The sequence below is a fragment of the Pseudomonas brassicacearum genome (assembly GCF_003732175.1).
GTDB classification, from domain to species: Bacteria; Pseudomonadota; Gammaproteobacteria; order Pseudomonadales; family Pseudomonadaceae; genus Aquipseudomonas; species Aquipseudomonas brassicacearum_G.
In genome coordinates, this window is the sequence record NZ_MOBI01000024.1 from 77,287 (window position 1) to 97,870 (window position 20,584).

Here is a 20,584-nt window from a genome sequence, read left to right on the forward strand (position 1 = left end):
GTTGCCGAACTGTGCGCACAATTGACAGTCAACTGTTGAGAGGGCGCACTTCTTCAGCCCGTTACCCGGCTGGAACAGTGGGTTTACGACAGTTTGTTGCTCTGTCATGACTCATAGGAAAAGGCTATTAAATCGATAGCCAGCTAATTTTCCACAATGGTCTACCCTCAAATCAGACGTCTGAAACAAGGGGGACTATTCATGCTCGCGCAACTACCACCGGCCTTACAGAATCTGCAATTACCGCTTCGCTTGCGACTCTGGGACGGCCATGAATTCAATCTGGGCCCTGCGCCCAGCGTCACGATTGTGGTCAAGGACCCACAATTGGTGTCTCAATTCACTCACCCAAGCCTCGACCTGTTGGGCGCCGCTTTCGTTGAGGGCAAACTCGAACTTGAAGGCCAGATCAGCGACGTGATCCGGGTATGTGATGAGTGGAGCCAAGCGTTGCTGGATGACGCTGACGGCAAGCAGCCGGTGCGCGCTGTCCATGACAAAGCCACCGACGCAGCGGCGATTTCCTATCACTACGACCTCTCGAATGCTTTCTATCAGCTCTGGCTCGACAGTGACATGGCGTATTCCTGCGCTTACTTCGAAACCGGTAGCGAAACCCTGGAACAGGCCCAACAAGCAAAATTCCGCCACCTGTGTCGCAAACTAAGGCTACAACCCGGCGAATACCTGCTGGATGTCGGCTGCGGCTGGGGAGGGTTGGCGCGTTATGCGGCGCGGGAGTTCGGGGTAAAAGTATTTGGCATCACCCTGAGCAAGGAACAGTTGGCATTGGCCCGGGAGCGAGTGATCGCTGAAGGTTTGCAGGACCAGGTTGAGCTACAACTGCTCGATTACCGCGATCTACCTCAGGATGGGCGGTTCGATAAGATCGTGAGTGTCGGCATGTTCGAACACGTCGGGCATGCCAACCTGGCGGAGTACTGCAGAACATTGTTTGGTGCCGTGCGTGAAGGCGGCCTGGTGATGAACCATGGTATTACCGCCAAGCACACGGATGGCCGGCCGGTCGGACGTGGAGCTGGCGATTTCATCGAGCGCTACGTATTCCCTAACGGGGAATTACCGCATCTGTCGATGATTTCGGCCGAGATCAGTGAAGCGGGGCTGGAGATCGTCGACGTCGAAAGCCTGCGTCTGCATTACGCACGCACGCTGGACCACTGGAGCGAGCGGCTGGAAGACAACCTTGAAGCCGCTTCCAAAGAGGTGCCGGTGCAGGCGCTGCGAATCTGGCGACTGTATCTGGCGGGTTGCGCCTATGCGTTCGCGCGGGGCTGGATCAACTTGCACCAGATCCTCGCGGTCAAGACTCACGCCGACGGCAGCCATGAGCTACCGTGGACGCGTGACGACATCTACACCCCTTAAAGGATCAGCCTTAAAGGATCGGCGAGATAAGCCGGGCGACCCGCATGCCAAGTTGTTGCAGGCGATGGGTCTTCCGGCTTTCGCCTTTGGCAATTTCGTGGGCCTGAGCGAAGTCGTCGTTGAGCATGTGTTCCACCTCATGAGCGAATTCGCTGTCGACGGTCAGTAGCATGACTTCGAAGTTGAGCCTGAACGAACGGTTGTCCAGATTCGCACTGCCGATGGCAGTGATCTCACTGTCGATCAGCACGACCTTCTGATGCAAGAAGCCCGGTTGGTAACGGAACACCCGAACTCCGGCGCGTACGGCTTCGAAGGCGTACAGGCTGGAGGCGGCATAGACGATCCGGTGATCCGGTCGCGATGGCAGCAGAAGTCGCACATCGACACCACGCAGCACCGCCAGGCGTAGCGCGGCAAATACCGCTTCGTCGGGAATGAAATACGGGCTGGTGATCCACACGCGTTCGGTTGCGGACTGGATGGCTTCAACGAAAAACAGTGAGCAGGTTTCGTAAGGGTCCGCCGGGCCGCTGGCCAGCAGTTGGCAGAGCACGCCGTCATCGGGGTAGCTCTGCGGCAGTATCAGCGGTGGCAGTTTGCGGGAGGCCCAGAACCAGTCTTCTGCGAACGACTCCTGCATGCACGCAACCACGGGACCGATGACGGCAATGTGCGTATCGCGCCACGGTGCCAGCGGTGGTTTCTCGCCCATGTATTCATCGCCAACGTTATGCCCGCCGACAAAGCCCTGTACTCCGTCGACCACGACAATCTTGCGGTGGTTGCGAAAGTTCACCTGGAACCGATTGAGCCAGCCACTGCGCGTGGCAAACGCTTCGACCTGCACACCGGCATCACGCAAGGGTTGAACGTAGCTGTGAGGCAGGGAGTGGCTACCGATCCGATCGTAGAGCAGGTAAATGGCGACACCTTCAGCGGATTTTTCCATCAGCAGTGTTTGCAGGCGTCGGCCGAGTTGGTCGTCATGGATGATGAAAAACTGAATCAACACGGCTTCGCGAGCGGCGCGGATCGCTTCGAAAATCGCATCAAAGGTTGCCTGGCCATTGATTAACAGGCGCACCTGATTGTTTGACAGGCACGGCATTCGCCCCAGCTTCGGCATCGCCCGCAACGAGGCGTAGGCCTTGGAGGCACGGGCGGTCAGCGCTTCCTCGATCCACGGACGCCAGTTCAGGTCCGCGATGGCCTTGCGCATCTCTTCGTTGGCCTGTCGGCGCGCCTTGATATAAGCGTCGAAAGTGCTGCGACCGAAGACCAGATAAGGGATAAGCGTTAGGTAAGGCACGAACACCAGTGATAAGGCCCAGGCAATCGAGCCTTGAGCGGTCCTGACGGTCAATACGGCGTGAATGGCGGCGATCGTGCCCAGTGAGTGGATGAGCGCGATCAGATACGCGAAAAGATGGGGTCCAAAAAAATCCATGGGGCAATCGTGCTCCTGACAATTCGATGCTTAACAGACCATGTTCCACGGTGAATGTCGCTATTTAATTAGACATGCAACCGAAGTAGATTGGCGACGTCTAACGGCCACTATTGTCTAGGAGTTACTCGATGAACGTACGTCTGCTGGGTTTGGCCATGGCTGTTGGCTTTTGGCTTCCTGTGGCCGCTCAGGCGCAGATGCTGCAACCGGGTTTGTGGGAAATGACCTCAAGCAACATGAAGGTCGATGACCAGAACCTGCCGGATCTGCAGTTGATCCTTAACCAGTTGGGCAGTCAGATGACGCCGGCACAAAAGGCTGCACTGGAGAAACAAGGCATCACCATGGGTGGTAAAGGGATTCGTGTGTGCCTGACCCAGGCACAGGTTCAATCCGACACTATTCCCCTGCAAGACCCCCAATCGGGTTGCCAGCAGCAAATCACCGACCGCAGCGGTAACCAATGGAAGTTCCGCTTCAGCTGCCCGAAAGCCCAGGGCGCCGGTGTTGCTACGTTCCTTAGCGATCGCGAATTCAACACCACGGTCAACGGCACGTTCAACGCCACCGGCATTCAGCAAAAGGGCAGCATGGATACTCGTGCCGTATGGTTGGGGCAGGATTGCGGGACGGTCAAACCTCGCGCCTGATCTCTATCGTCCGCGGCAAATCGCCGGACGGGTTCTTGGGGATCATGGCGTGCTCAAGGCGTCGTAAAGCGTGTTGAGGTTGTATTCGAACAGCCCGGCAAAAGTGCTGGCCGGACCTTCGGCGGCGAGAGCATCCGAGTACAGGGTGCCGCCAATCTGCGCGCCGCTTTCATCGGCGATTTGCTTGAGCAGACGGGCGTCCTTGATGTTTTCCATGAATACCGCTTTGACCTTGGCCTGACGGATCTGGGTGATCAATGCGGCCACTTCGGCGGCAGATGGTTCACGCTCGGTGGACAAGCCTTGAGGTGCCATGAAGTCGATGCCGTACGCCTGACCCAGATAGCCGAAGGCGTCATGAGATGTAACGATCTTGCGGTTGCCTGGAGGCAATGCACCGAGCTTGGCCTTGGCTTCGGCCAGCAGACGGTATATCTGTTTCAAGTAGGTCTGGCTGTTGTGTTCGTAGTCGGCTTTGTTCGCCGGGTCTGCGGCAATTAGCGCTTTGGTGATGTTATTCACATAGAGCTCGGTATTCGCCAGATTGTGCCAGGCGTGCGGGTCGGGGATGGTCTCGCCGTCCTCGTTCATGGTCCTTGGAATCACTCCGTGGCTGGCGGTGATCACCGGGGTTTTGGTGGCGGTGCTGGCAACCATGCGGTCCAGCCATGGCTCGAAACCGAGGCCGTTCTTGAAGATCAGCCTGGCCTTGAGCAGGGCCTTGGCGTCGTCCGGAGTGGGTTCGTAGGTGTGAGCGTCAGCATCCGGGCCGACCATGTTGGTGATCTGGATGTGCTCGCCGCCGACTTGATGAACCATGTCGGCAAGGATGCTGAAGCTGGTGACCACCGGGAGCTTTTCGGCTGCCGATGCCGTTGAAAGCGACATCGACAACCACACACTGAACAGCACGAGTAGAGCGCGCATCGGAAAACACCTCATTGGGATGTGAGCAAAGGCGGGCGGCGCAGCAAACCGTGCACCGGACCGAACACCACGGACAGCAGGTACAACGCGCCAGCCACCAGCACGATGGCCGGGCCGCTGGGGAGCGAGTAGTAGAACGACAGCAACAAACCGAGCCATACCGAGAGGCAGCCGAGCAGCCCGGCGATGGCCATCAGCATCGGCAAGTGACGACTCCAGAAGCGTGAAGCGGCGGCCGGTAACATCATCAAACCGACTACCATCAGCGCGCCGATGGCCTGGAAACCGATCACCAGATTCAGCACCACCAGGGTCAAAAATACGCCGTGCGCCAAAGGGCCGAGACGGCTGACGGTTTGCAGAAACAATGGGTCGAGGGTGTCCAGCAACAGTGGCCGATAGATCAGTGTCATGGCGATCAGGCTAATGCCCGAGACCCACAGCATGCCGGTCAATGTTGGGCCGTCGACGGCCAATGCCGAGCCAAACAGCAGGTGGAGCAAGTCGAGACGTTTGCCGGCGATCCCCAGAATCAGCACGCCGCTGGCCAGCGAGATGGGGTAGATCGCCGCCAGGCTGGCGTCTTCCCGAAGGCCGGTGCGGCGAGTGATCCATGCTGCCAATCCGGCCATGCTCAGGCCAGCGCCGAGGCCACCAATGGTCAGCGCCGGCAAGCTCAAACCGGCGAACCAAAACCCTAACGCGGCACCGGGCAAGATGCCGTGAGCCACGGCGTCGCCGATCAGGCTCATGCGCCGCAGTATCAAAAACACCCCAAGTGGTGCGGTGCTGCAAGCCAATACCAGACCGCCGATGAGTGCTCGGCGCATGAACACGAATTCGTGGAACGGTTGCCAAAGTTGCGCAGCGACGAGCATTACGCCACCTGCGTGTGTGGTTGCTGGAGAATCAGTTCATGGCTCGGCGCCAGGGCGCAGCCCGTATTTTTGATCAGCAATGCTTGAGGAATGTGTTGGCGAACCGCAGCCAGGTCATGACACACCACGACCAGCGTTCGGCCTTCGTTGTGCCAGGTGTGGATGTGTTTCCACAGCAGCGCCTGGCCGAGTTCATCCAGTGCCGCATGAGGTTCGTCGAGTAGCAACAGTGGCGCTTCGGCGAGGCTCAAACGGGCGAGCAGGGCGCGTTGCAATTCGCCGCCCGACAGCGCCATCAACGGGCGTTGTTCCAAATCGTTCAGGCACCAGTCGTTCAGCACACTGTCGAGGCGTTGGCGGCGAATGTCCGGCGTTTGTTTGTTGCCCCAGAATCCGGCGCTCACCAACTCCTGCAGGCTGATGGGGAACTGTCGGTCGAGGTGGTGTTGTTGTGGCAAAAAGGACAATCCACCCCGTGGTGAAACATCGAGGACGACTTTACCTGCTAGCGGTTTTTGCAGACCGGCGATGACTTTCAGCAAGCTGCTTTTACCCGAGCCATTGGCACCGATTACCGCCGTCAGGCTGCCGCTGGGCAAATCGAGATCGATGGCGGGCGTCAGAGGTTGACCGGGTGCACCCCAGCGGAGTCCTTGGCAACGAATCATGCGGCCTCCCAGTTCCAGCGACTTTCGGCCACTGCATCGTGGGCGTGCAGACTTTCGGCGTGAACTACACGCAACTGAAAAGCCTTGATGCCAGGCGAGCGTTTCAACGCCAGATTTAAACGTCGTGCAGCGTCTTCGCAGAACATCAGGTTTTGACCGTTAGCCAGTGCGAAGGCTTGTTCGTCGGCGCGTTTGACCGCGGTTTGAACGGCGGTACCGAGCGCGGCTTCGGCGTCATTGATCACCGCGATCAAGGGCAGATCGTCCAGATAGTCATCCAGTCGTAGGTGTAATTGTGCACTGCTGCGTTGGCTGTGGGGTGTCGCGACGATGCCTTTCGAAGAGCCGAGCCACGCAAGAATGTCAGCGTGGTGCAATGCTTTGTTGGCAAAGTCGTCAATGAATTGCTGCTGAATAAGTTGCCTTGAAAGCGCTGCTGAACAGGGGCAAGTGGATGAGTAAGACGCTTCAATTTTAAGTTCCACGTGGAACACTGCGTTTTCCAATCGAGCTTCGACAGTGATCGGATAGCTTTTCCAGCCAGCCAAAGGGCTGATCAAGGCAGGACGTTTGAGCAGCAAATCAGCGTGAATCCGCAGGTACGCAGCATTGGATAAACCTTCGTGGCTGTCGAGGAAGCGTTGCAGAACTTGCCGCAGCAACACCGGAGTGAGGCTTTCCTGCTCAAGTATTTCCAGCGCCAGATACAGCCGCGACATATGGATGCCGCGCGTTTCGCCATCATCGAGACTGACGCCTGCGTCGGCTTTCGCGCTCAATCGCTGGCCGTCGAACACAACAGGAAGAGCAATGCCGCACATGCCCACCCATTCGAGTGGCAAGGCTTGGCGTGAGGCCAGCGCGGCGATATCCGGCAGAGTCAGCGCATTCATGAGCAGGTCCATCGTTGGAAATGTTTTGCAATGTTATGTTATAACAATAAAATCGACGATGCCTTTTTCTCGAGCGGTCTTTCACTATGCACAGGCGACAATTGCTCAATCTGTTGTTGGCCAGCGTTGCGCTGGTTTTACCTTTCGGCGTGTCGGCCACACAGATCCGCAATGCGCGGCTCTGGCGTTCGGATGACAAGCTTCGCCTGGTACTCGATCTGAGCGGGCCGGTGCAGTACAAAACCTTCTCGTTGAGCGCGCCTGAGCGACTGATCATCGACTTGAGCGGCGCGCAGCTCAGCGGTGACTTCAGCCAGTTGGCGCTCACCAACACGGTGATTCGTTCGATCCGTTCGGGGCACTTCGGGCAAGGCGATACGCGGATCGTGCTCGACCTTACCGGTCCGGTGCGGCTCAATAGTTTTCAATTGCCGCCACAGGACGGGCAGGGTCATCGTCTGGTGCTCGACCTTCTCAGCGCGGCGCCCGTGCAGATCGCTGCGGCTGCACCTTTGGTTCAGCGTGAAACGCCGATCGACAAGGCTCACCCCAAGCGCGACATCATCGTCGTGGTCGATCCCGGCCATGGCGGTAAGGATCCCGGCGCAATTGGCGCCAAAGGCGAGCGCGAAAAGGATGTGGTGCTGTCCATCGCACAATTGCTGGCCAAACGTTTAAAGCGCGAAAAAGGTTTCGATGTGAAATTGGTGCGCAACGACGACTTCTTCGTGCCGCTACGCAAGCGCGTGGAGATCGCCCGTACGCACAAGGCCGACATGTTCATCTCGGTGCACGCTGACGCGGCGCCACGGCTCACGGCCTCTGGCGCTTCGGTTTACGCGTTGTCCGAAGGCGGTGCAACCTCGGCCACCGCACGTTTCATGGCGCAACGGGAAAACGGGGCCGACTTGCTGGGGGCGACCAGTCTGCTCAACTTGAAGGACAAGGATCCGATGCTCGCCGGGGTGATTCTCGACATGTCGATGAACGCCACCATCGCCGCCAGTTTGCAGCTTGGTAACATGGTACTTGGCAGCTTGGCGGGGATTACCACGTTGCATCAGAAACGTGTGGAACAGGCCGGATTTGCAGTGCTGAAGTCACCGGATGTGCCATCGATCCTGGTCGAAACCGGCTTCATTTCCAACGCCCGCGACAGCCAGAGGCTGGTAACGGCGCGGCACCAAAAGGCGGTAGCCGACGGCCTTTTTGAAGGCTTGCAGCGCTATTTTCAGAAGAATCCACCGATGAACAGCTACATGGCCTGGCAGCAGTCGCAGCAAAAATCGCAGGTCTAGCAACCCGTCAGTCGGCTACAGGTGAACTTGCCGCTGGAACCGCCGGAGCTGGAAAACCGATTGAGGGTGGTCCAGCCAACGCGGCGGCTGTAACCGACCCAGGCTTCGCCGTCGGACGCCAAGCCGGTGAAGAACGTCAGTTGGCCATAACGGCTGCTGGTCTGCGCCCAATAGCGTTTACCGCTCACTTCAAACCCGCGCATGTACGTTGTGCTGCCCGCCGTGGCGACGCTGTAAGTATTGCCGTCCGGGTCTACGCAGGCCAGCAGATTGGCGCTGCGCGTGCACTTCGCCTGGCTCGATGCCTGCGCGCAGGCGTCTGCTGCGACAAACAGCGAAAGGCTTAACAGCGTGGATATCAAGGCGTTGTGCATGGGCTTTCTCGTGGTGCGAACGGGCTCAAGCATTGCGTCCTTCGTCGTTGGGAGCAAGAGGGGATTGGCTTCTTTATGCTGTTATACTATAACATTAAAAGTGTCATCTGACCGGCCACTCCTGATGAGGAACACCTGATGCCCAATCGTCTCCCCGTTACCGTGCTGTCCGGCTTTCTCGGCGCTGGCAAAAGCACGCTGCTCAACTACGTACTGCGCAACCGCGAGAACCTTCGGGTCGCCGTGATCGTCAATGACATGAGCGAAATCAACATCGACGGCAGCGAAGTCCAGCGCGATGTCACCTTGAACCGCGCCGAAGAAAAACTCGTCGAAATGAGCAACGGCTGCATCTGCTGCACCTTGCGCGAAGACCTGCTGGAAGAGGTCAGTAAACTGGCCAGGGCCGGTCGCTTTGATTACCTGCTGATCGAGTCCACCGGTATTTCCGAACCTCTTCCCGTGGCGGAAACATTCACCTTTCGCGACGAAGAAGGCCAAAGCCTGGCCGACATCGCGCGGCTCGACACCATGGTCACAGTGGTCGACGGGATGAATTTTCTGCTCGATTATCAGGCCGCCGAAAGCCTCGCTTCACGGGGTGAAACCCTTGGCGAAGAAGACGAGCGTTCGATCACTGACTTGCTGATCGAGCAGATCGAATTCGCCGACGTGCTGCTGATCAGCAAGATCGATCTGATCAGCAGCGCCGAGCGCGAAGAGTTGATCGCGATCCTCAAACGGCTCAACGCCCAGGCGCACATTATCCCGATGGTCATGGGCGAAGTACCGCTGAAACAAATCCTCAACACCGGCCGCTTCGACTTTGAAAAAGCCTCCCAGGCGCCAGGCTGGCTGCAAGAGTTGCGCGGTGAGCATGTGCCGGAAACCACTGAGTACGGCATCGCTTCAATGGCTTATCGGGCGCGTCGGCCGTTTCATCCGCAGCGCTTTTTCAGCTTCATCAATCGGCCGTGGGTGAATGGAAAACTGCTGCGCTCCAAGGGCTTTTTCTGGTTGGCCAGCAAGCACCAGGACGCCGGTAGCTGGTCCCAGGCCGGTGGTTTGATGCGTCACGGGTTTGCCGGTCGCTGGTGGCGCTTCGTGCCGAAAGCGCAGTGGCCACAGGATCAGGAAAGTACCGCCGCGATCATGGAAAACTGGATCTCCGTCACCGGTGATTGCCGTCAGGAACTGGTGTTCATCGGCCAGAATATCGACTTTTCTCAACTCACCGAACGCCTCGATAATTGCCTGCTCAATGAGGATGAAATGTCCTTGGGCGTCGAAGGTTGGCGCCTGATGGCAGACCCGTTTGGTCCATGGCTTGAAGAGGAGGCGGCCTGATGTTGGCGCCGAGTCTGAAAGCGCGCCCGGTGGTCCGCCAGGTACAGGGCCAAACCCCTGACGTCTTCACGCAGATACTTGAAGACGGTACCAACCTGGCGCTCTGGCAGCGTCGTCTGCCGCCACATATTGCTGACTTCGGTACAGTGCTGTTATCGCTGAACGAGCCATTGGCCGAGTCGTTGGTGGTGGAATTGGCGACTGACGACGCTGAACCCGATCTGCGTGGCCTGGCCAAAAGCTTCAGTGATCTGGAGGGCTATGAAGGGTTTATCACCGATGTTTCATGGTTGGTCAGTGCGTTTGCCTGCTTGCTGGGAGCGACGCGTATCGGCTTACGTTTGCGGGTGCTGGATAACGCCATGTGCCCGCGTTTTCATGTTGATCATGTGCCCGTGCGGCTGATTACTACCTACGCCGGCATCGGCAGTCAGTGGCTCAGAGAGGGCGCCATAGTGCGTGAGAATCTGGCCAAAGCCGAGGCGGAGCCGCAGGACTGTGAGCAAATGCTCTGTGGTGAAGTGGCCTTGCTCAAGGGTGAGAAGTGGCACGGCAACGAGGGATTCGGGCTGATTCATCGTTCACCGCAACCCGCACCGGGTGAGCGCCGGCTGATCCTGACCCTCGACTGGCTCGGTTGATTCAAGGCGTTAGCCAAGCGCCCTGGCTTTGGCCTTCGCAATATGGTTTCAGGTACGCCGCATCTGTGGCCACGCCGTAATAGTGAATATCCTGCCGGTAAGGCATATTGGCAACTTGAGCGTTGCTGCACACACCGAAGGCACCGCTGGGGCATTGCTCGAGGAATGCGACGTCGACCTTCTGCCCCGCGAGATTTGGCTGGCAGAAGCCGTCATGGAACATTTTCTTCGGAATGTTGCGGTTCTGCTGGCAGACCTTGACGTCGAGCCGCTCTGCCTGACTGTGAACCACGCAGGCCTGCGCCAGCGCCTCGCCCGAAGCGAAGGCTAACAGCAACGACAAGCCGATCAATCGCATCCTTTTCCTCCCAAGAAACCGCCGAACATGTTGCAGAACATTCCTACTCACGTCATCGCCGGACCGTTAGGTGCCGGCAAGACTAGCCTGATCAAGCATCTGCTGACGCAGCGGCCGGCGAACGAGCGCTGGGCGGTGCTGATCAACGAGTTCGGCCAGATCGGTCTCGACGCCGCACTGCTGACCACAAGCGCCGATGGTATCGCACTGGGAGAAGTGGCTGGCGGCTGTTTATGTTGCGTGAATGGTGCGCCGTTTCAGATTGGCCTCGGGCGGTTGCTGCGCAAATCACGGCCTGACCGCTTGTTTATCGAACCCTCGGGGCTGGGACACCCGGCGCAATTGCTCAAGCAATTAAGCGAAGCGCCGTGGCAGGGCGTTCTGGCGATTCAGCCAAGCGTTCTGGTGCTCGACGCTCAAGCATTGGCCGCTGGAAAACCACTGCCAGAAGCGCAACAGCAAGCGCTACCAAGCGCGGGTCTGTTGCTGTTGAACAAGGCCGAGCATCTGAACGATGAAGATCGCCAGCGCATCACCGCGCAGTTACCGGAATGCCCGCTGTATTGGACGCAGCAGGGCGCTCTGGCATTGAGTGACTTGCCGGGCATGCACAGTCGAGCGGTCGAGGGTGTGGATAACTTAAAAGTGCCTAAAGGTCTGGCGCAAATGCCGGCTGTCTGGACTGATCCGACACAGCCGATTTGCCTGAGTCAGCAGCAGGAAGGTGGCTGGAGCATTGGTTGGCGTTGGCACCCGAGTCAGTCGTTCGAACTTTCTCGGGTCCAGGCTTGCCTGGCGGCGTTGGACTGGCGCCGGGCCAAGCTGGTTATCCACAGCGCCGAGGGTTGGGTGTCGGCCAACTCGCTGGAGAACGCCGTGCTGCACTGGCAACCCAGTGAATGGCATCAGGACTCGCGCATAGAGCTTATTTTCGATAAGCCGCAGGCTGCCGAATCACTACAGAGGACACTTGCGAGTTGCCGGGTGAAGCTGACTTAACGCGGTTCAGGGCTCAGTGACGCAACTTGTTGTGGTCCTGGCGCCATTGACTCAGCTCGATCACCTCGGCGCTGGGCAGCACAGGTTTTTCCTCGAGCGGGACCGGGTACGGTGCCAATTCGATCTGCGCACTATGGGCACCGAATTGGGTAATGGTGCCCATGTGACGCGTTTCGCCGGTCACGGTGAACTCAAAGTTATACACGCGGGCCAGACGTCGCCGTCCGTTGGCGTCTTTCACGAAGCCGATTTTTTTCAACGCCACATTGCCGTCGAGCAATTCGATGTCGAGTTTGGCGCAATGCCGCTTGACCCGTTCCAGGGCCCGCTCGCGCAAGCCATGGTTGTGCCACAGCCAGGCGGCACCGGTCGCCAGCAGCATCAGCACAAAGATATTTCCAAGGGTCAGCATGAACAGTGCTCCAATGAATTAGTGTCAGCTTAACTGTGTCTCTGGTCTGTCGTACAGGCTCCGTTTAAAGGCTGTGTGAAAACTACTGCGTGCTGAGAGCCTTCGGCTCTACGCTAGCAATACTGCGTTAAAAACAGGCTCGGAATGCTCATTTACAACCCGTAAAGTCGGGTGCGACCCCAGCCGTTCCTCGCCTGTTTTTGCCTTGTCTTGCCTTCGCTCGCTACGTTTTCACACAGCCTTTTTAGTCGCATACTGCGCGGCTCGAATTTCAATCGTTTTACGGATATCCCGCATGAAACGTACTCCTCATCTGCTCGCCATCCAGTCCCACGTGGTTTTCGGTCACGCCGGCAACAGCGCCGCGGTTTTCCCGATGCAGCGGGTCGGGGTGAACGTCTGGCCGCTGAATACCGTGCAGTTTTCCAACCACACTCAATACGGCCAGTGGGCCGGTGAGGTGCTGGCGCCGCAGCAGATTCCCGAGCTGGTAGAGGGAATCGCGGCCATTGGCGAGCTGGGCAATTGCGACGCTGTACTGTCCGGTTATTTGGGCAGTGCTGCTCAAGGGCGAGCGATCCTCAGCGGCGTGGCACGAATCAAGGCGACCAACCCCAGCGCCTTGTACCTGTGCGACCCGGTGATGGGGCATGCGGAGAAAGGCTGCATCGTACCGGCTGAAGTCAGCGACTTCCTGCTGGATGAAGCGGCGGCGGTGGCGGATTTCATGTGCCCGAATCAGTTGGAGCTGGACAGTTTCTCCGGTCGCAAGCCACAGTCATTGTTCGATTGCCTGGCGATGGCTCGCGCACTGCTGGCGCGTGGCCCGAAGGCGGTGCTGGTCAAGCATCTGGACTATCCCGGCAAGTTGCCGGACAGCTTCGAGATGTTGCTGGTGACGGCCGAAGGCAGTTGGCATCTACGTCGTCCATTGCTGGCGTTTCCACGTCAGCCAGTGGGCGTGGGCGACCTGACGTCGGGTCTGTTCCTGGCGCGGGTGTTGTTGGGGGACAGCCTGGTCGCGGCCTTTGAATTCGCCGCGTCCGCAGTGCATGAAGTGCTGCTGGAAACCCAGGCCAGCGCAAGCTATGAGCTGGAACTGGTGCGGGCCCAGGACCGTATTGCCCATCCTCGGGTGAAGTTCGAGGCGACAGCGATCAGTTTGTAACGTCGTCGCGGCAGAAAAGATCGCAGCCTGCAGTAGTTTCTACAGAGGCTGCGATCGGCGCGGTATCAGGCGTCAGCCTTGATTTCGCGATAACGCTGATCCAGTTCCTGACGAATCTGCCGACGCTGTTTGGCTTGGGCGTATCGGCGTTTATCTTCGCTGTTCTGCGGTTGCAACGGTGGGACAGCGGCCGGCTTACGCTGATCGTCGACCGCGACCATGGTGAAGAAGCAGCTATTGGTGTGACGTACCGAGCGCTCGCGGATGTTCTCGGTCACCACCTTGATGCCCACCTCCATCGAGGTATTACCGGTGTAGTTGACCGACGCCAAAAAGGTCACCAGCTCACCGACATGGATCGGTTCGCGAAAGATCACCTGATCCACCGACAGGGTTACCACGTAGCGCCCGGCATAACGGCTGGCGCAGGCGTAGGCGACTTCGTCGAGGTATTTGAGCAGGGTGCCGCCGTGGACATTGCCAGAGAAGTTGGCCATGTCGGGGGTCATCAATACCGTCATCGACAGCTGGGCGTTTCCGGGTTCCATAGCACACTACTCACGGTTCAAGGCTGGGATTGCGGGTGCACCTCTGTGGGTGCCTGGCTGGTTTTTCAAAACCACCGTTAACGGGACGCCACGCCGATGATGGCCGTCACGCCCTAATCGATCTGTTTCTATATATTGCACCGCCTTTGCGCCCGAAGTCGCGGTGTTACCCTTCAAAAGCCCACCTCAAGGGCCCTTTCATCCGATCTGGTAATCGCCAACGACGTCAGCACACCCAGCAGCCAAGGAGCCCTCGCCATGCATGCCATCAGTTTTATTCAGGACCTGGCAGTGATCATGCTGGTTGCGGGTGTGGTGACCATTGTTTTTCATCGACTCAAACAGCCGGTTGTCCTGGGCTACATCGTCGCCGGTTTCATCATTGGCCCGCACACCCCGCCATTCGGGTTGATCCACGACGAGCAAACCATCAAGACCCTTGCCGAACTCGGGGTGATTTTCCTGATGTTCTGCCTCGGCCTGGAGTTCAGCCTACGCAAGCTGCTCAAGGTCGGTGCCACGGCGTTTATCGCGGCGTTCCTGGAAATCGTACTGATGATCTGGATCGGCTACGAAATCGGTCGCTGGTTTGACTGGAGCACCATGGATTCGCTGTTCCTGGGCGCGATCCTGGCGATTTCCTCGACCACCATCATCGTCAAGGCACTCAACGACCTGAAGATGAAGAACCAACGCTTTGCCCAACTGATCTTTGGTGTATTGATCGTCGAAGACATCCTCGGCATCGGCATCATTGCCTTGCTCTCGAGTATCGCCGTCAGCGGCACCGTGAGCTCCGGCGAAGTGTTTTCCACGGTCGGCAAACTCTCGCTGTTCATGATCGTCGCACTGGTGGTCGGCATCCTGCTGGTGCCGCGGGTACTGGCCTATGTGGCGAAGTTCGACAGCAACGAAATGCTGCTGATCACCGTGCTTGGCCTGTGTTTTGGCTTTTGCCTGCTGGTGGTCAAGCTTGAATACAGCATGGTGCTCGGGGCGTTTCTGATCGGTGCGATCATGGCAGAATCTCGGCAACTGGTGAAAATTGAACGCCTGATCGAGCCGGTTCGCGACATGTTCAGCGCCATCTTCTTCGTTGCGATCGGTCTGATGATCGATCCGCAGATTCTTCTTCAGTACGCCTGGCCCATTGCGGTGATTACCATCGCGGTGGTACTCGGCAAGATACTCTCCTGTGGTCTCGGGGCGTTTATCGCCGGCAATGACGGACGCACCTCGCTGCGAGTCGGCATGGGCCTGTCGCAGATTGGCGAGTTCTCTTTCATCATCGCGGCGCTGGGCATGACCTTGCAGGTCACCAGCGATTTCCTTTATCCGGTGGCGGTCGCTGTTTCGGCCATCACCACCTTACTGACGCCGTACCTGATCCGTGCTGCCGATCCGCTTTCGTTGAAGCTGGCTGCAGTTATCCCGCAGCGTTTGGGCCGCGTGTTGGGGATGTATGGGGAGTGGCTGCGCAGCATTCAGCCGCAGGGCGAGGGTGCACAGCTGGCGTCGATGATTCGGCGGATTCTGTTGCAGGTCGGGGTCAATCTGGCGCTGGTGATGGCAATCTTCTTCTCGGGCAGTTTTTTTGCCGAACGGATTTCCAACTACCTGCATGCCTGGATCAATGATCCGAGCTGGCAGAAGGCGTTGATCTGGGGCGGGGCGTTGTTGCTGTCGCTGCCATTCCTGATTGCCGCCTATCGCAAGCTGAAGGCGCTCTCGATGTTGCTGGCGGAAATGGGCGTGAAACCGGAGATGGCGGGCCGCCACACGCAGCGAGTGCGTCGGGTGATCGCCGAAGTGATCCCGATTCTGTCGCTGCTGGTGATTTTTCTGCTGCTGGCAGCCTTGTCGGCCAGTATCTTGCCGACCAACAAGTTGCTGGTACTGATTGCCGTTGTGACCGCCGCGGTGGCGGCCCTGCTCTGGCGCTGGTTCATCCGCGTGCACACGCGGATGCAGGTCGCCTTGCTGGAAACCCTGGACAACCACAAGGATTCGTCCGGGCATTGACCCCGCAGAGCGTCAGGCAGATCAGCTTTCCAGCCAGACGTCCCGCGCCCAGTGCCACACCGATTCCCAGGTTTCTTCGGCCAACAGCTCTTCTTCGGCCAGCCACAGCACCACGGTGCCGTCTTCTTCGACCAGGTAGTAGTTGTCGCCGTCCTGGCAGATCGGAATCATGCTGCGATCAACACCGGCATCCCAGGCGTTGGCGGCAACGTCCGGCAGGTAGGTGTGCGATTGCGGGTCGGTGACAGTCACCGGCTCCAGGCTGCCGTACACGACGTCGCTGACGGTCAGCAGGAATTCTCTGAAGACGAACGGGATATCGATGAACAGTTGTTCTTCGATTTCCACCAGCAGGTCTTCGTCAGGCAGCTCCAAGGGCACCGGTACCGGTTCGTTGGCTTCTCGCAGTTGTTCGATGATTTCTTCCACGTCCGGGATCCTCTTGCTCAATGGCGCGGTTTGGTTGGGGCGGTTTATACAGTAGCTCGCTATAGATGCAACTGCGAAATAGAAAACCCCGGACTAGGCCGGGGTTTTTATTACTGCATGCGAATCGAGAGCGGTATTAGCCGTTCTGACGGATACCCGCCACCAGCCAAGGCTGGTTTTCGCCTTGCGGACGTTCCATGTTCCAGCTTTCGCTGAACACTTCGCCCTGGTCGAAACGCGAGTTTTTCGACACGCCCGTGAAGGTCAGGGTGGCGATGGTCTTGTCTGCGCGATCATCCACGCCGTCCAGTTGAACGTGGAGGTTGTCGATATAGGTGGACTGGAAGCCATCACCCAGATCGGCACGTTCACGCTTGAGGAACTCCAGCATTTGCGGGGTCACGAACTCGGCGATCTTGTCCATTTCGTTGGCGTCCCAGTGCTGTTGCAGGGACTGGAAGTGGTTGCGTGCGGCTTCAACGAAGCGCTCTTCGTTGAACCAGGCCGGAGCGTTGATCACCGGACGAGCGGCAGCAGGGGCAGCCGAACCACCGAAAATCGAACCCATGGCCGGCTTCTGTTCGTACACTTCACGCTGCATTGGGGCGCCCGCAGGGGCCATATGCTCTTGTTGCTTGCGGCGACGAGCGGCGATAAAGCGGAAGATCACGAACCCGATGACCGCCATGATCAGGATGTCGAAAATCTGCATGCCCTGGAAGCCGCCGCCCATGAACATGGAGGCCAGCAGGCCGCCGGCAGCGATACCGGCCAGAGGGCCGAGCCAGCGCGAAGCACCGCCAGCTTTGGCGGCAGCGCCTGCGGCACCCGCAGCACCGGCGGTCGCGGCAGCAGAACCCATGCCAGGCGAGGACGGCGCCATTTGGCTGGTCTGGTGGGTAGGCGCAGCGCCTACGCTTTTGCCGCCACCGAAGCGCTTGGCGTTGGCGTCGAGGCTCATCGTCAGGCCGATGCACAGCGCCAGGGCGATGCTAAGAAAACGTTTCATAAAGGGAATTCCCATTTGTGGATGGCACGCGCGCCATGTTGCACAGGTGAAGTGACACTGGCTAGCGGCAGAGTGTTTCGGGCTTTTGCCTGACAGGCTGCGTTCAGCTCCGTCGATACAAGGAGGCGCTTGTACATTTGTCTGTAGGACAAGTGGATTGATAGAGAAGGAGTGTTGTTTAACGTCGCAATGCCAACATCACCACGCCCGCTGTGATCAGACCAATTGCGCCCCATTGACGCAGGTCGAGCCGCTCACCCAATAACACTACGCCCAACACGGCCACCAGCACCACACTGAGTTTGTCGACGGGTGCTACCAGCGAGGCTGGCCCGAGTTTCAGCGCACGGAAGTAGCAAATCCACGAGGCACCGGTTGCCAGGCCGGACAGTAGCAGGAACAGGTAGCTCTTGGCGGATATCGATCCTAATGACTGATATTGGCCCGTTGCGTACAAAATCAAGGCCAGGCTGACCAGTACCACGATCGTGCGCAGCAGCGTAGCGAAGTCGGAGTTGACGTTTTCGATGCCGACCTTGGCGAAAATCGCGGTCAGCGCAGCGAATGCCGCCGATAGCAAGGCCCAGAATGTCCAGGAAGAAAAAAAGCCTGAGCCCATGTTTATTATGCCTTCTATCAGATCAACCTGTGGGAGCCTGCAGTTGGCTGCAGCGCAAGACACTGTGGGAGCGAGCCTGCTCGCGATGGCGGCACCGCGGAGTATCGGAGCACCGCGTCATCGTTCATCGCGAGCAGGCTCGCTCCCACAGAAAGCTATCAGCAGATAGCCGTTAGATGGCTTCGAGCTTGGCGTAGCCGAGCATCAGCCACTTGCTGCCTTCACTGAAGTTCACTTGCACCCGGGCCTGCGCGCCGGCGCCTTCGAAGTTGAGGATCACCCCTTCGCCGAAGACCGCGTGTTGCACTTGCTGACCGAGGCTGAACGCGGTTTCCGGGATTTCCGTGCCGGCGAACATGCTGCTCGAACTTTGCTTCTGGCCGCCACCGAATGGACGGCTGACGCTGTTGGACAGCCGCACTTCCTGAATCAGGCCTTTAGGTACTTCGCGTACGAAGCGTGAAACCTTGTTGTAGGTTTCGCTGCCGTACAGGCGTCGGGTTTCGGCGTAGGTCATCACCAGGTTTTGCATGGCCCGGGTAATGCCGACGTAGGCCAGGCGGCGTTCCTCTTCAAGGCGGCCGGGCTCTTCCAGGCTCATCTTGTGCGGGAACAGGCCTTCTTCCATGCCCACCAGGAACACGTAAGGGAATTCCAGGCCTTTGGCGCTGTGCAAGGTCATCAGCTGAATGCTGTCTTCGTGCTCGTCGGCCTGGGTGTCGCCGGCCTCCAGCGATGCGTGGCCGAGGAACGCGGCCAGCGGCGTCAGGTCTTCGTCTTCTTCGGCGCTTTCAAAGTTACGCGCCGCGCTGACCAGTTCCTCAAGGTTTTCTACCCGCGCCTGACCTTTCTCACCTTTTTCCGCTTGGTGATAGGCAATCAGGCCGGACTGCTCGATGACGGTCTGGGTCATCAGGTGCAGCGGCATTTCGGCGGTTGTGGTCGCCAGGTGCTCGATCAACTCGATGAACGCACCCAGGGCGCTGGCTGCGCGACCGGTGAGGCCTTTATTGGCCACCAGCTGGCGCATGGCTTCCCACATCGACACATCGCTGTGACGAGCGTGATCACGGATCGCTTCGACGGTCTTTTCGCCAATGCCACGGGCCGGAACGTTGATCACCCGTTCCAGCGCCGCATCGTTGCCACGACCTTCGAGCAAACGCAGGTAAGCCATGGCGTTCTTGATTTCGGCCCGCTCGAAGAAGCGCTGGCCGCCATAGATGCGGTACGGAATGCGTTCACGCAGTAGCGCTTCTTCCAAAACCCGCGATTGGGCGTTGGAGCGGTACAAAATCGCGATATCGCTGCGGGCCATGCCGGTTTTCAGCGCACTTTCGATGGTTTCCACCACGTAGCGTGCTTCGTCATGTTCGTTGAACGCGGCGTACAGGTTGATCGCTTCGCCTTCGCCGCCGTCGGTCCACAGCTCTTTGCCCAGACGCCCGGTGTTGTTGGCGATCAAGGCGTTGGCGGCCTTGAGGATCCCGGCGGTGGAGCGGTAGTTCTGTTCCAGTCGAATGACTTCCGCGTCCGGGAAGTCGGCCGAATACTGGTGAATGTTCTCGATTTTCGCGCCGCGCCAGCCGTAGATCGACTGATCGTCATCGCCAACCACCATCAGGCTGTCGCCGCCCTTGGCCAGCAGACGCAACCAGGCGTACTGCACGGCGTTGGTGTCCTGGAATTCGTCCACCAGCACATGACGGAAACGCTTCTGATAATGCGCCAGCAGGCCCGGATGGTCACGCCACAGGTCGAGGGCGCGCAGCAGCAGCTCGGAGAAGTCGATGACGCCTGCGCGCAAGCACGCGGCCTCATAGGCTTCATAGATGCTGCGCATGGTGGCCAGGAACAGATCGCCACTGGCTTGAATATGTTGCGGGCGCAGACCTTCGTCTTTCTGCCCGTTGATGAACCACTGGGCCTGACGGGCCGGCCAGCGTTGCTCGTCCAGTCCCAGCTCGCGGATCACCCGCTTGACCAGCCTCTGCTGATCGTCACTGTCGAGGATCTGGAAGGTCTGGCTCAGGCCGGCTTCCTGCCAGTGCGCCCGCAGCAAGCGGTGCGCCAGGCCGTGGAAGGTGCCGACCCACATGCCGGCCGGGTTGATACCCATCAGCTGCTCGATGCGATGGCGCATCTCGGCAGCGGCCTTGTTGGTGAACGTCACCGACAGGATCGAGTGTGGCGAGGCGTTCTCGACCTGGATCAACCAGGCGATACGGTGCACCAGCACACGGGTTTTACCGGAACCAGCACCGGCCAGGACCAACTGACGACCCACGGAGGCAGCTACGGCCTGGCGTTGGGCATCGTTGAGGGAGTTCAGCAGAAGGGAGAGGTCATCGCGCATCAGGGCATTCTAGGGTGCCGCGCCACACCGGGCAAACCGAGCTTTGCATTAACCGATGAAAGAAGCGCAGGGGACGACCGGTCAGTCATTCGTTGCAAGCCTTGAAGGGCCGCGCTTCTGCGGTTTTGAGCGCTGGCAACGGGCCA

The 20,584-nt window shown here is 58.7% G+C and carries 21 protein-coding genes; 8 read left to right on the forward strand and 13 right to left on the reverse strand.

What is annotated here, in order from left to right; genetic code table 11:
- The first annotated feature begins 201 nt into the window (after window positions 1-201).
- On the forward strand, window positions 202-1,389 hold the full coding sequence (cfaB, locus tag BK658_RS23395; RefSeq protein ID WP_123584379.1) for a C17 cyclopropane fatty acid synthase CfaB: 1,188 nt from the start codon (window positions 202-204) through the stop codon (window positions 1,387-1,389).
- A 10-nt stretch (window positions 1,390-1,399) separates the two neighbouring features.
- Here the strand turns inward: cfaB and cls are convergent, their stop codons facing one another.
- A complete protein-coding gene (gene cls, locus BK658_RS23400; protein ID WP_123584380.1) occupies window positions 1,400-2,839 on the reverse strand; it encodes a cardiolipin synthase in 1,440 nt (479 codons plus the stop codon).
- Between the two features lie 131 nt (window positions 2,840-2,970).
- On the opposite strand from cls, the gene BK658_RS23405 reads away from it, so the two are divergent.
- Window positions 2,971-3,492, forward strand: a complete 522-nt coding sequence (locus BK658_RS23405) for a DUF3617 domain-containing protein (RefSeq protein WP_123584381.1) — start codon at window positions 2,971-2,973, stop codon at window positions 3,490-3,492.
- A 42-nt stretch (window positions 3,493-3,534) separates the two neighbouring features.
- Here the strand turns inward: BK658_RS23405 and BK658_RS23410 are convergent, their stop codons facing one another.
- From BK658_RS23410 to folE2, 4 genes are read right to left on the reverse strand one after another with little or no spacing between them, the layout of a single operon-like run.
- On the reverse strand, window positions 3,535-4,419 hold the full coding sequence (locus BK658_RS23410) for a metal ABC transporter substrate-binding protein (protein WP_123584382.1): 885 nt from the start codon (window positions 4,417-4,419) through the stop codon (window positions 3,535-3,537).
- A gap of 11 nt (window positions 4,420-4,430) precedes the next feature.
- Window positions 4,431-5,297, reverse strand: coding sequence for a metal ABC transporter permease (locus BK658_RS23415; RefSeq protein ID WP_123584383.1), 867 nt, complete (start codon window positions 5,295-5,297; stop codon window positions 4,431-4,433).
- Window positions 5,297-5,965 (reverse strand): metal ABC transporter ATP-binding protein, encoded by a 669-nt coding sequence (locus BK658_RS23420; protein WP_123584384.1) that lies wholly within the window; start codon window positions 5,963-5,965, stop codon window positions 5,297-5,299. Before BK658_RS23420 ends, BK658_RS23415 begins: the two co-directional genes overlap by 1 nt.
- On the reverse strand, window positions 5,962-6,858 hold the full coding sequence (folE2, locus tag BK658_RS23425) for a GTP cyclohydrolase FolE2 (protein WP_123584385.1): 897 nt from the start codon (window positions 6,856-6,858) through the stop codon (window positions 5,962-5,964). Before folE2 ends, BK658_RS23420 begins: the two co-directional genes overlap by 4 nt.
- An 86-nt stretch (window positions 6,859-6,944) precedes the next feature.
- Between folE2 and BK658_RS23430 the strand changes: the two genes are divergently transcribed.
- Window positions 6,945-8,156 carry an N-acetylmuramoyl-L-alanine amidase gene (locus BK658_RS23430; protein ID WP_123584386.1) on the forward strand — a complete coding sequence of 404 codons (1,212 nt, stop codon included), beginning with the start codon at window positions 6,945-6,947 and terminating at the stop codon, window positions 8,154-8,156.
- On the opposite strand, the gene BK658_RS23435 is transcribed toward BK658_RS23430, so the two are convergent.
- On the reverse strand, window positions 8,153-8,530 hold the full coding sequence (locus tag BK658_RS23435; RefSeq protein ID WP_123584387.1) for a glutamine synthetase: 378 nt from the start codon (window positions 8,528-8,530) through the stop codon (window positions 8,153-8,155). The genes BK658_RS23430 and BK658_RS23435 overlap by 4 nt on opposite strands.
- A 138-nt stretch (window positions 8,531-8,668) precedes the next feature.
- Between BK658_RS23435 and zigA the strand changes: the two genes are divergently transcribed.
- Entirely contained in the window at window positions 8,669-9,877 is a 1,209-nt protein-coding gene (gene zigA / locus BK658_RS23440) for a zinc metallochaperone GTPase ZigA (RefSeq protein WP_123584388.1), read from the forward strand.
- A complete protein-coding gene (locus BK658_RS23445) occupies window positions 9,877-10,518 on the forward strand; it encodes a DUF1826 domain-containing protein (protein WP_123584389.1) in 642 nt (213 codons plus the stop codon). Before zigA ends, BK658_RS23445 begins: the two co-directional genes overlap by 1 nt.
- A gap of 1 nt (window position 10,519) precedes the next feature.
- Here the strand turns inward: BK658_RS23445 and BK658_RS23450 are convergent, their stop codons facing one another.
- Window positions 10,520-10,876 (reverse strand): NADH:ubiquinone oxidoreductase, encoded by a 357-nt coding sequence (locus BK658_RS23450; protein WP_123584390.1) that lies wholly within the window; start codon window positions 10,874-10,876, stop codon window positions 10,520-10,522.
- Window positions 10,877-10,903: 27 nt separating this feature from the next.
- Here BK658_RS23450 and BK658_RS23455 point away from each other — a divergent pair, with 27 nt between their 5' ends.
- Window positions 10,904-11,875 (forward strand): CobW family GTP-binding protein, encoded by a 972-nt coding sequence (locus BK658_RS23455; RefSeq protein ID WP_123584391.1) that lies wholly within the window; start codon window positions 10,904-10,906, stop codon window positions 11,873-11,875.
- Between the two features lie 13 nt (window positions 11,876-11,888).
- Here BK658_RS23455 and BK658_RS23460 read toward each other — a convergent pair whose 3' ends face one another.
- Window positions 11,889-12,287 carry a DUF3301 domain-containing protein gene (locus tag BK658_RS23460; RefSeq protein WP_103314819.1) on the reverse strand — a complete coding sequence of 133 codons (399 nt, stop codon included), beginning with the start codon at window positions 12,285-12,287 and terminating at the stop codon, window positions 11,889-11,891.
- A gap of 295 nt (window positions 12,288-12,582) precedes the next feature.
- Between BK658_RS23460 and pdxY the strand changes: the two genes are divergently transcribed.
- Window positions 12,583-13,455, forward strand: coding sequence for a pyridoxal kinase PdxY (gene pdxY, locus BK658_RS23465; protein ID WP_123584392.1), 873 nt, complete (start codon window positions 12,583-12,585; stop codon window positions 13,453-13,455).
- A 65-nt stretch (window positions 13,456-13,520) separates the two neighbouring features.
- On the opposite strand, the gene BK658_RS23470 is transcribed toward pdxY, so the two are convergent.
- Window positions 13,521-14,003, reverse strand: a complete 483-nt coding sequence (locus tag BK658_RS23470; RefSeq protein ID WP_019694342.1) for an acyl-CoA thioesterase — start codon at window positions 14,001-14,003, stop codon at window positions 13,521-13,523.
- A 258-nt stretch (window positions 14,004-14,261) separates the two neighbouring features.
- Here BK658_RS23470 and BK658_RS23475 point away from each other — a divergent pair, with 258 nt between their 5' ends.
- Window positions 14,262-16,025 carry a cation:proton antiporter gene (locus BK658_RS23475; RefSeq protein ID WP_123584393.1) on the forward strand — a complete coding sequence of 588 codons (1,764 nt, stop codon included), beginning with the start codon at window positions 14,262-14,264 and terminating at the stop codon, window positions 16,023-16,025.
- Window positions 16,026-16,046: 21 nt separating this feature from the next.
- On the opposite strand, the gene BK658_RS23480 is transcribed toward BK658_RS23475, so the two are convergent.
- The 4 genes from BK658_RS23480 to uvrD all read right to left on the reverse strand — a co-directional run bounded on the left by BK658_RS23480 (window position 16,047) and on the right by uvrD (window position 20,438).
- Complete coding sequence (locus BK658_RS23480; RefSeq protein ID WP_019694340.1) at window positions 16,047-16,454, reverse strand: SMI1/KNR4 family protein; 408 nt, start codon at window positions 16,452-16,454, stop codon at window positions 16,047-16,049.
- 136 nt (window positions 16,455-16,590) lie between these two features.
- Window positions 16,591-17,463, reverse strand: a complete 873-nt coding sequence (locus BK658_RS23485; RefSeq protein ID WP_123584394.1) for a Tim44 domain-containing protein — start codon at window positions 17,461-17,463, stop codon at window positions 16,591-16,593.
- Window positions 17,464-17,641: 178 nt separating this feature from the next.
- Complete coding sequence (locus tag BK658_RS23490) at window positions 17,642-18,082, reverse strand: EamA family transporter (RefSeq protein ID WP_123584395.1); 441 nt, start codon at window positions 18,080-18,082, stop codon at window positions 17,642-17,644.
- Between the two features lie 172 nt (window positions 18,083-18,254).
- A complete protein-coding gene (gene uvrD, locus BK658_RS23495; RefSeq protein WP_123584396.1) occupies window positions 18,255-20,438 on the reverse strand; it encodes a DNA helicase II in 2,184 nt (727 codons plus the stop codon).
- Between the last annotated feature and the right edge of the window lie 146 nt (window positions 20,439-20,584).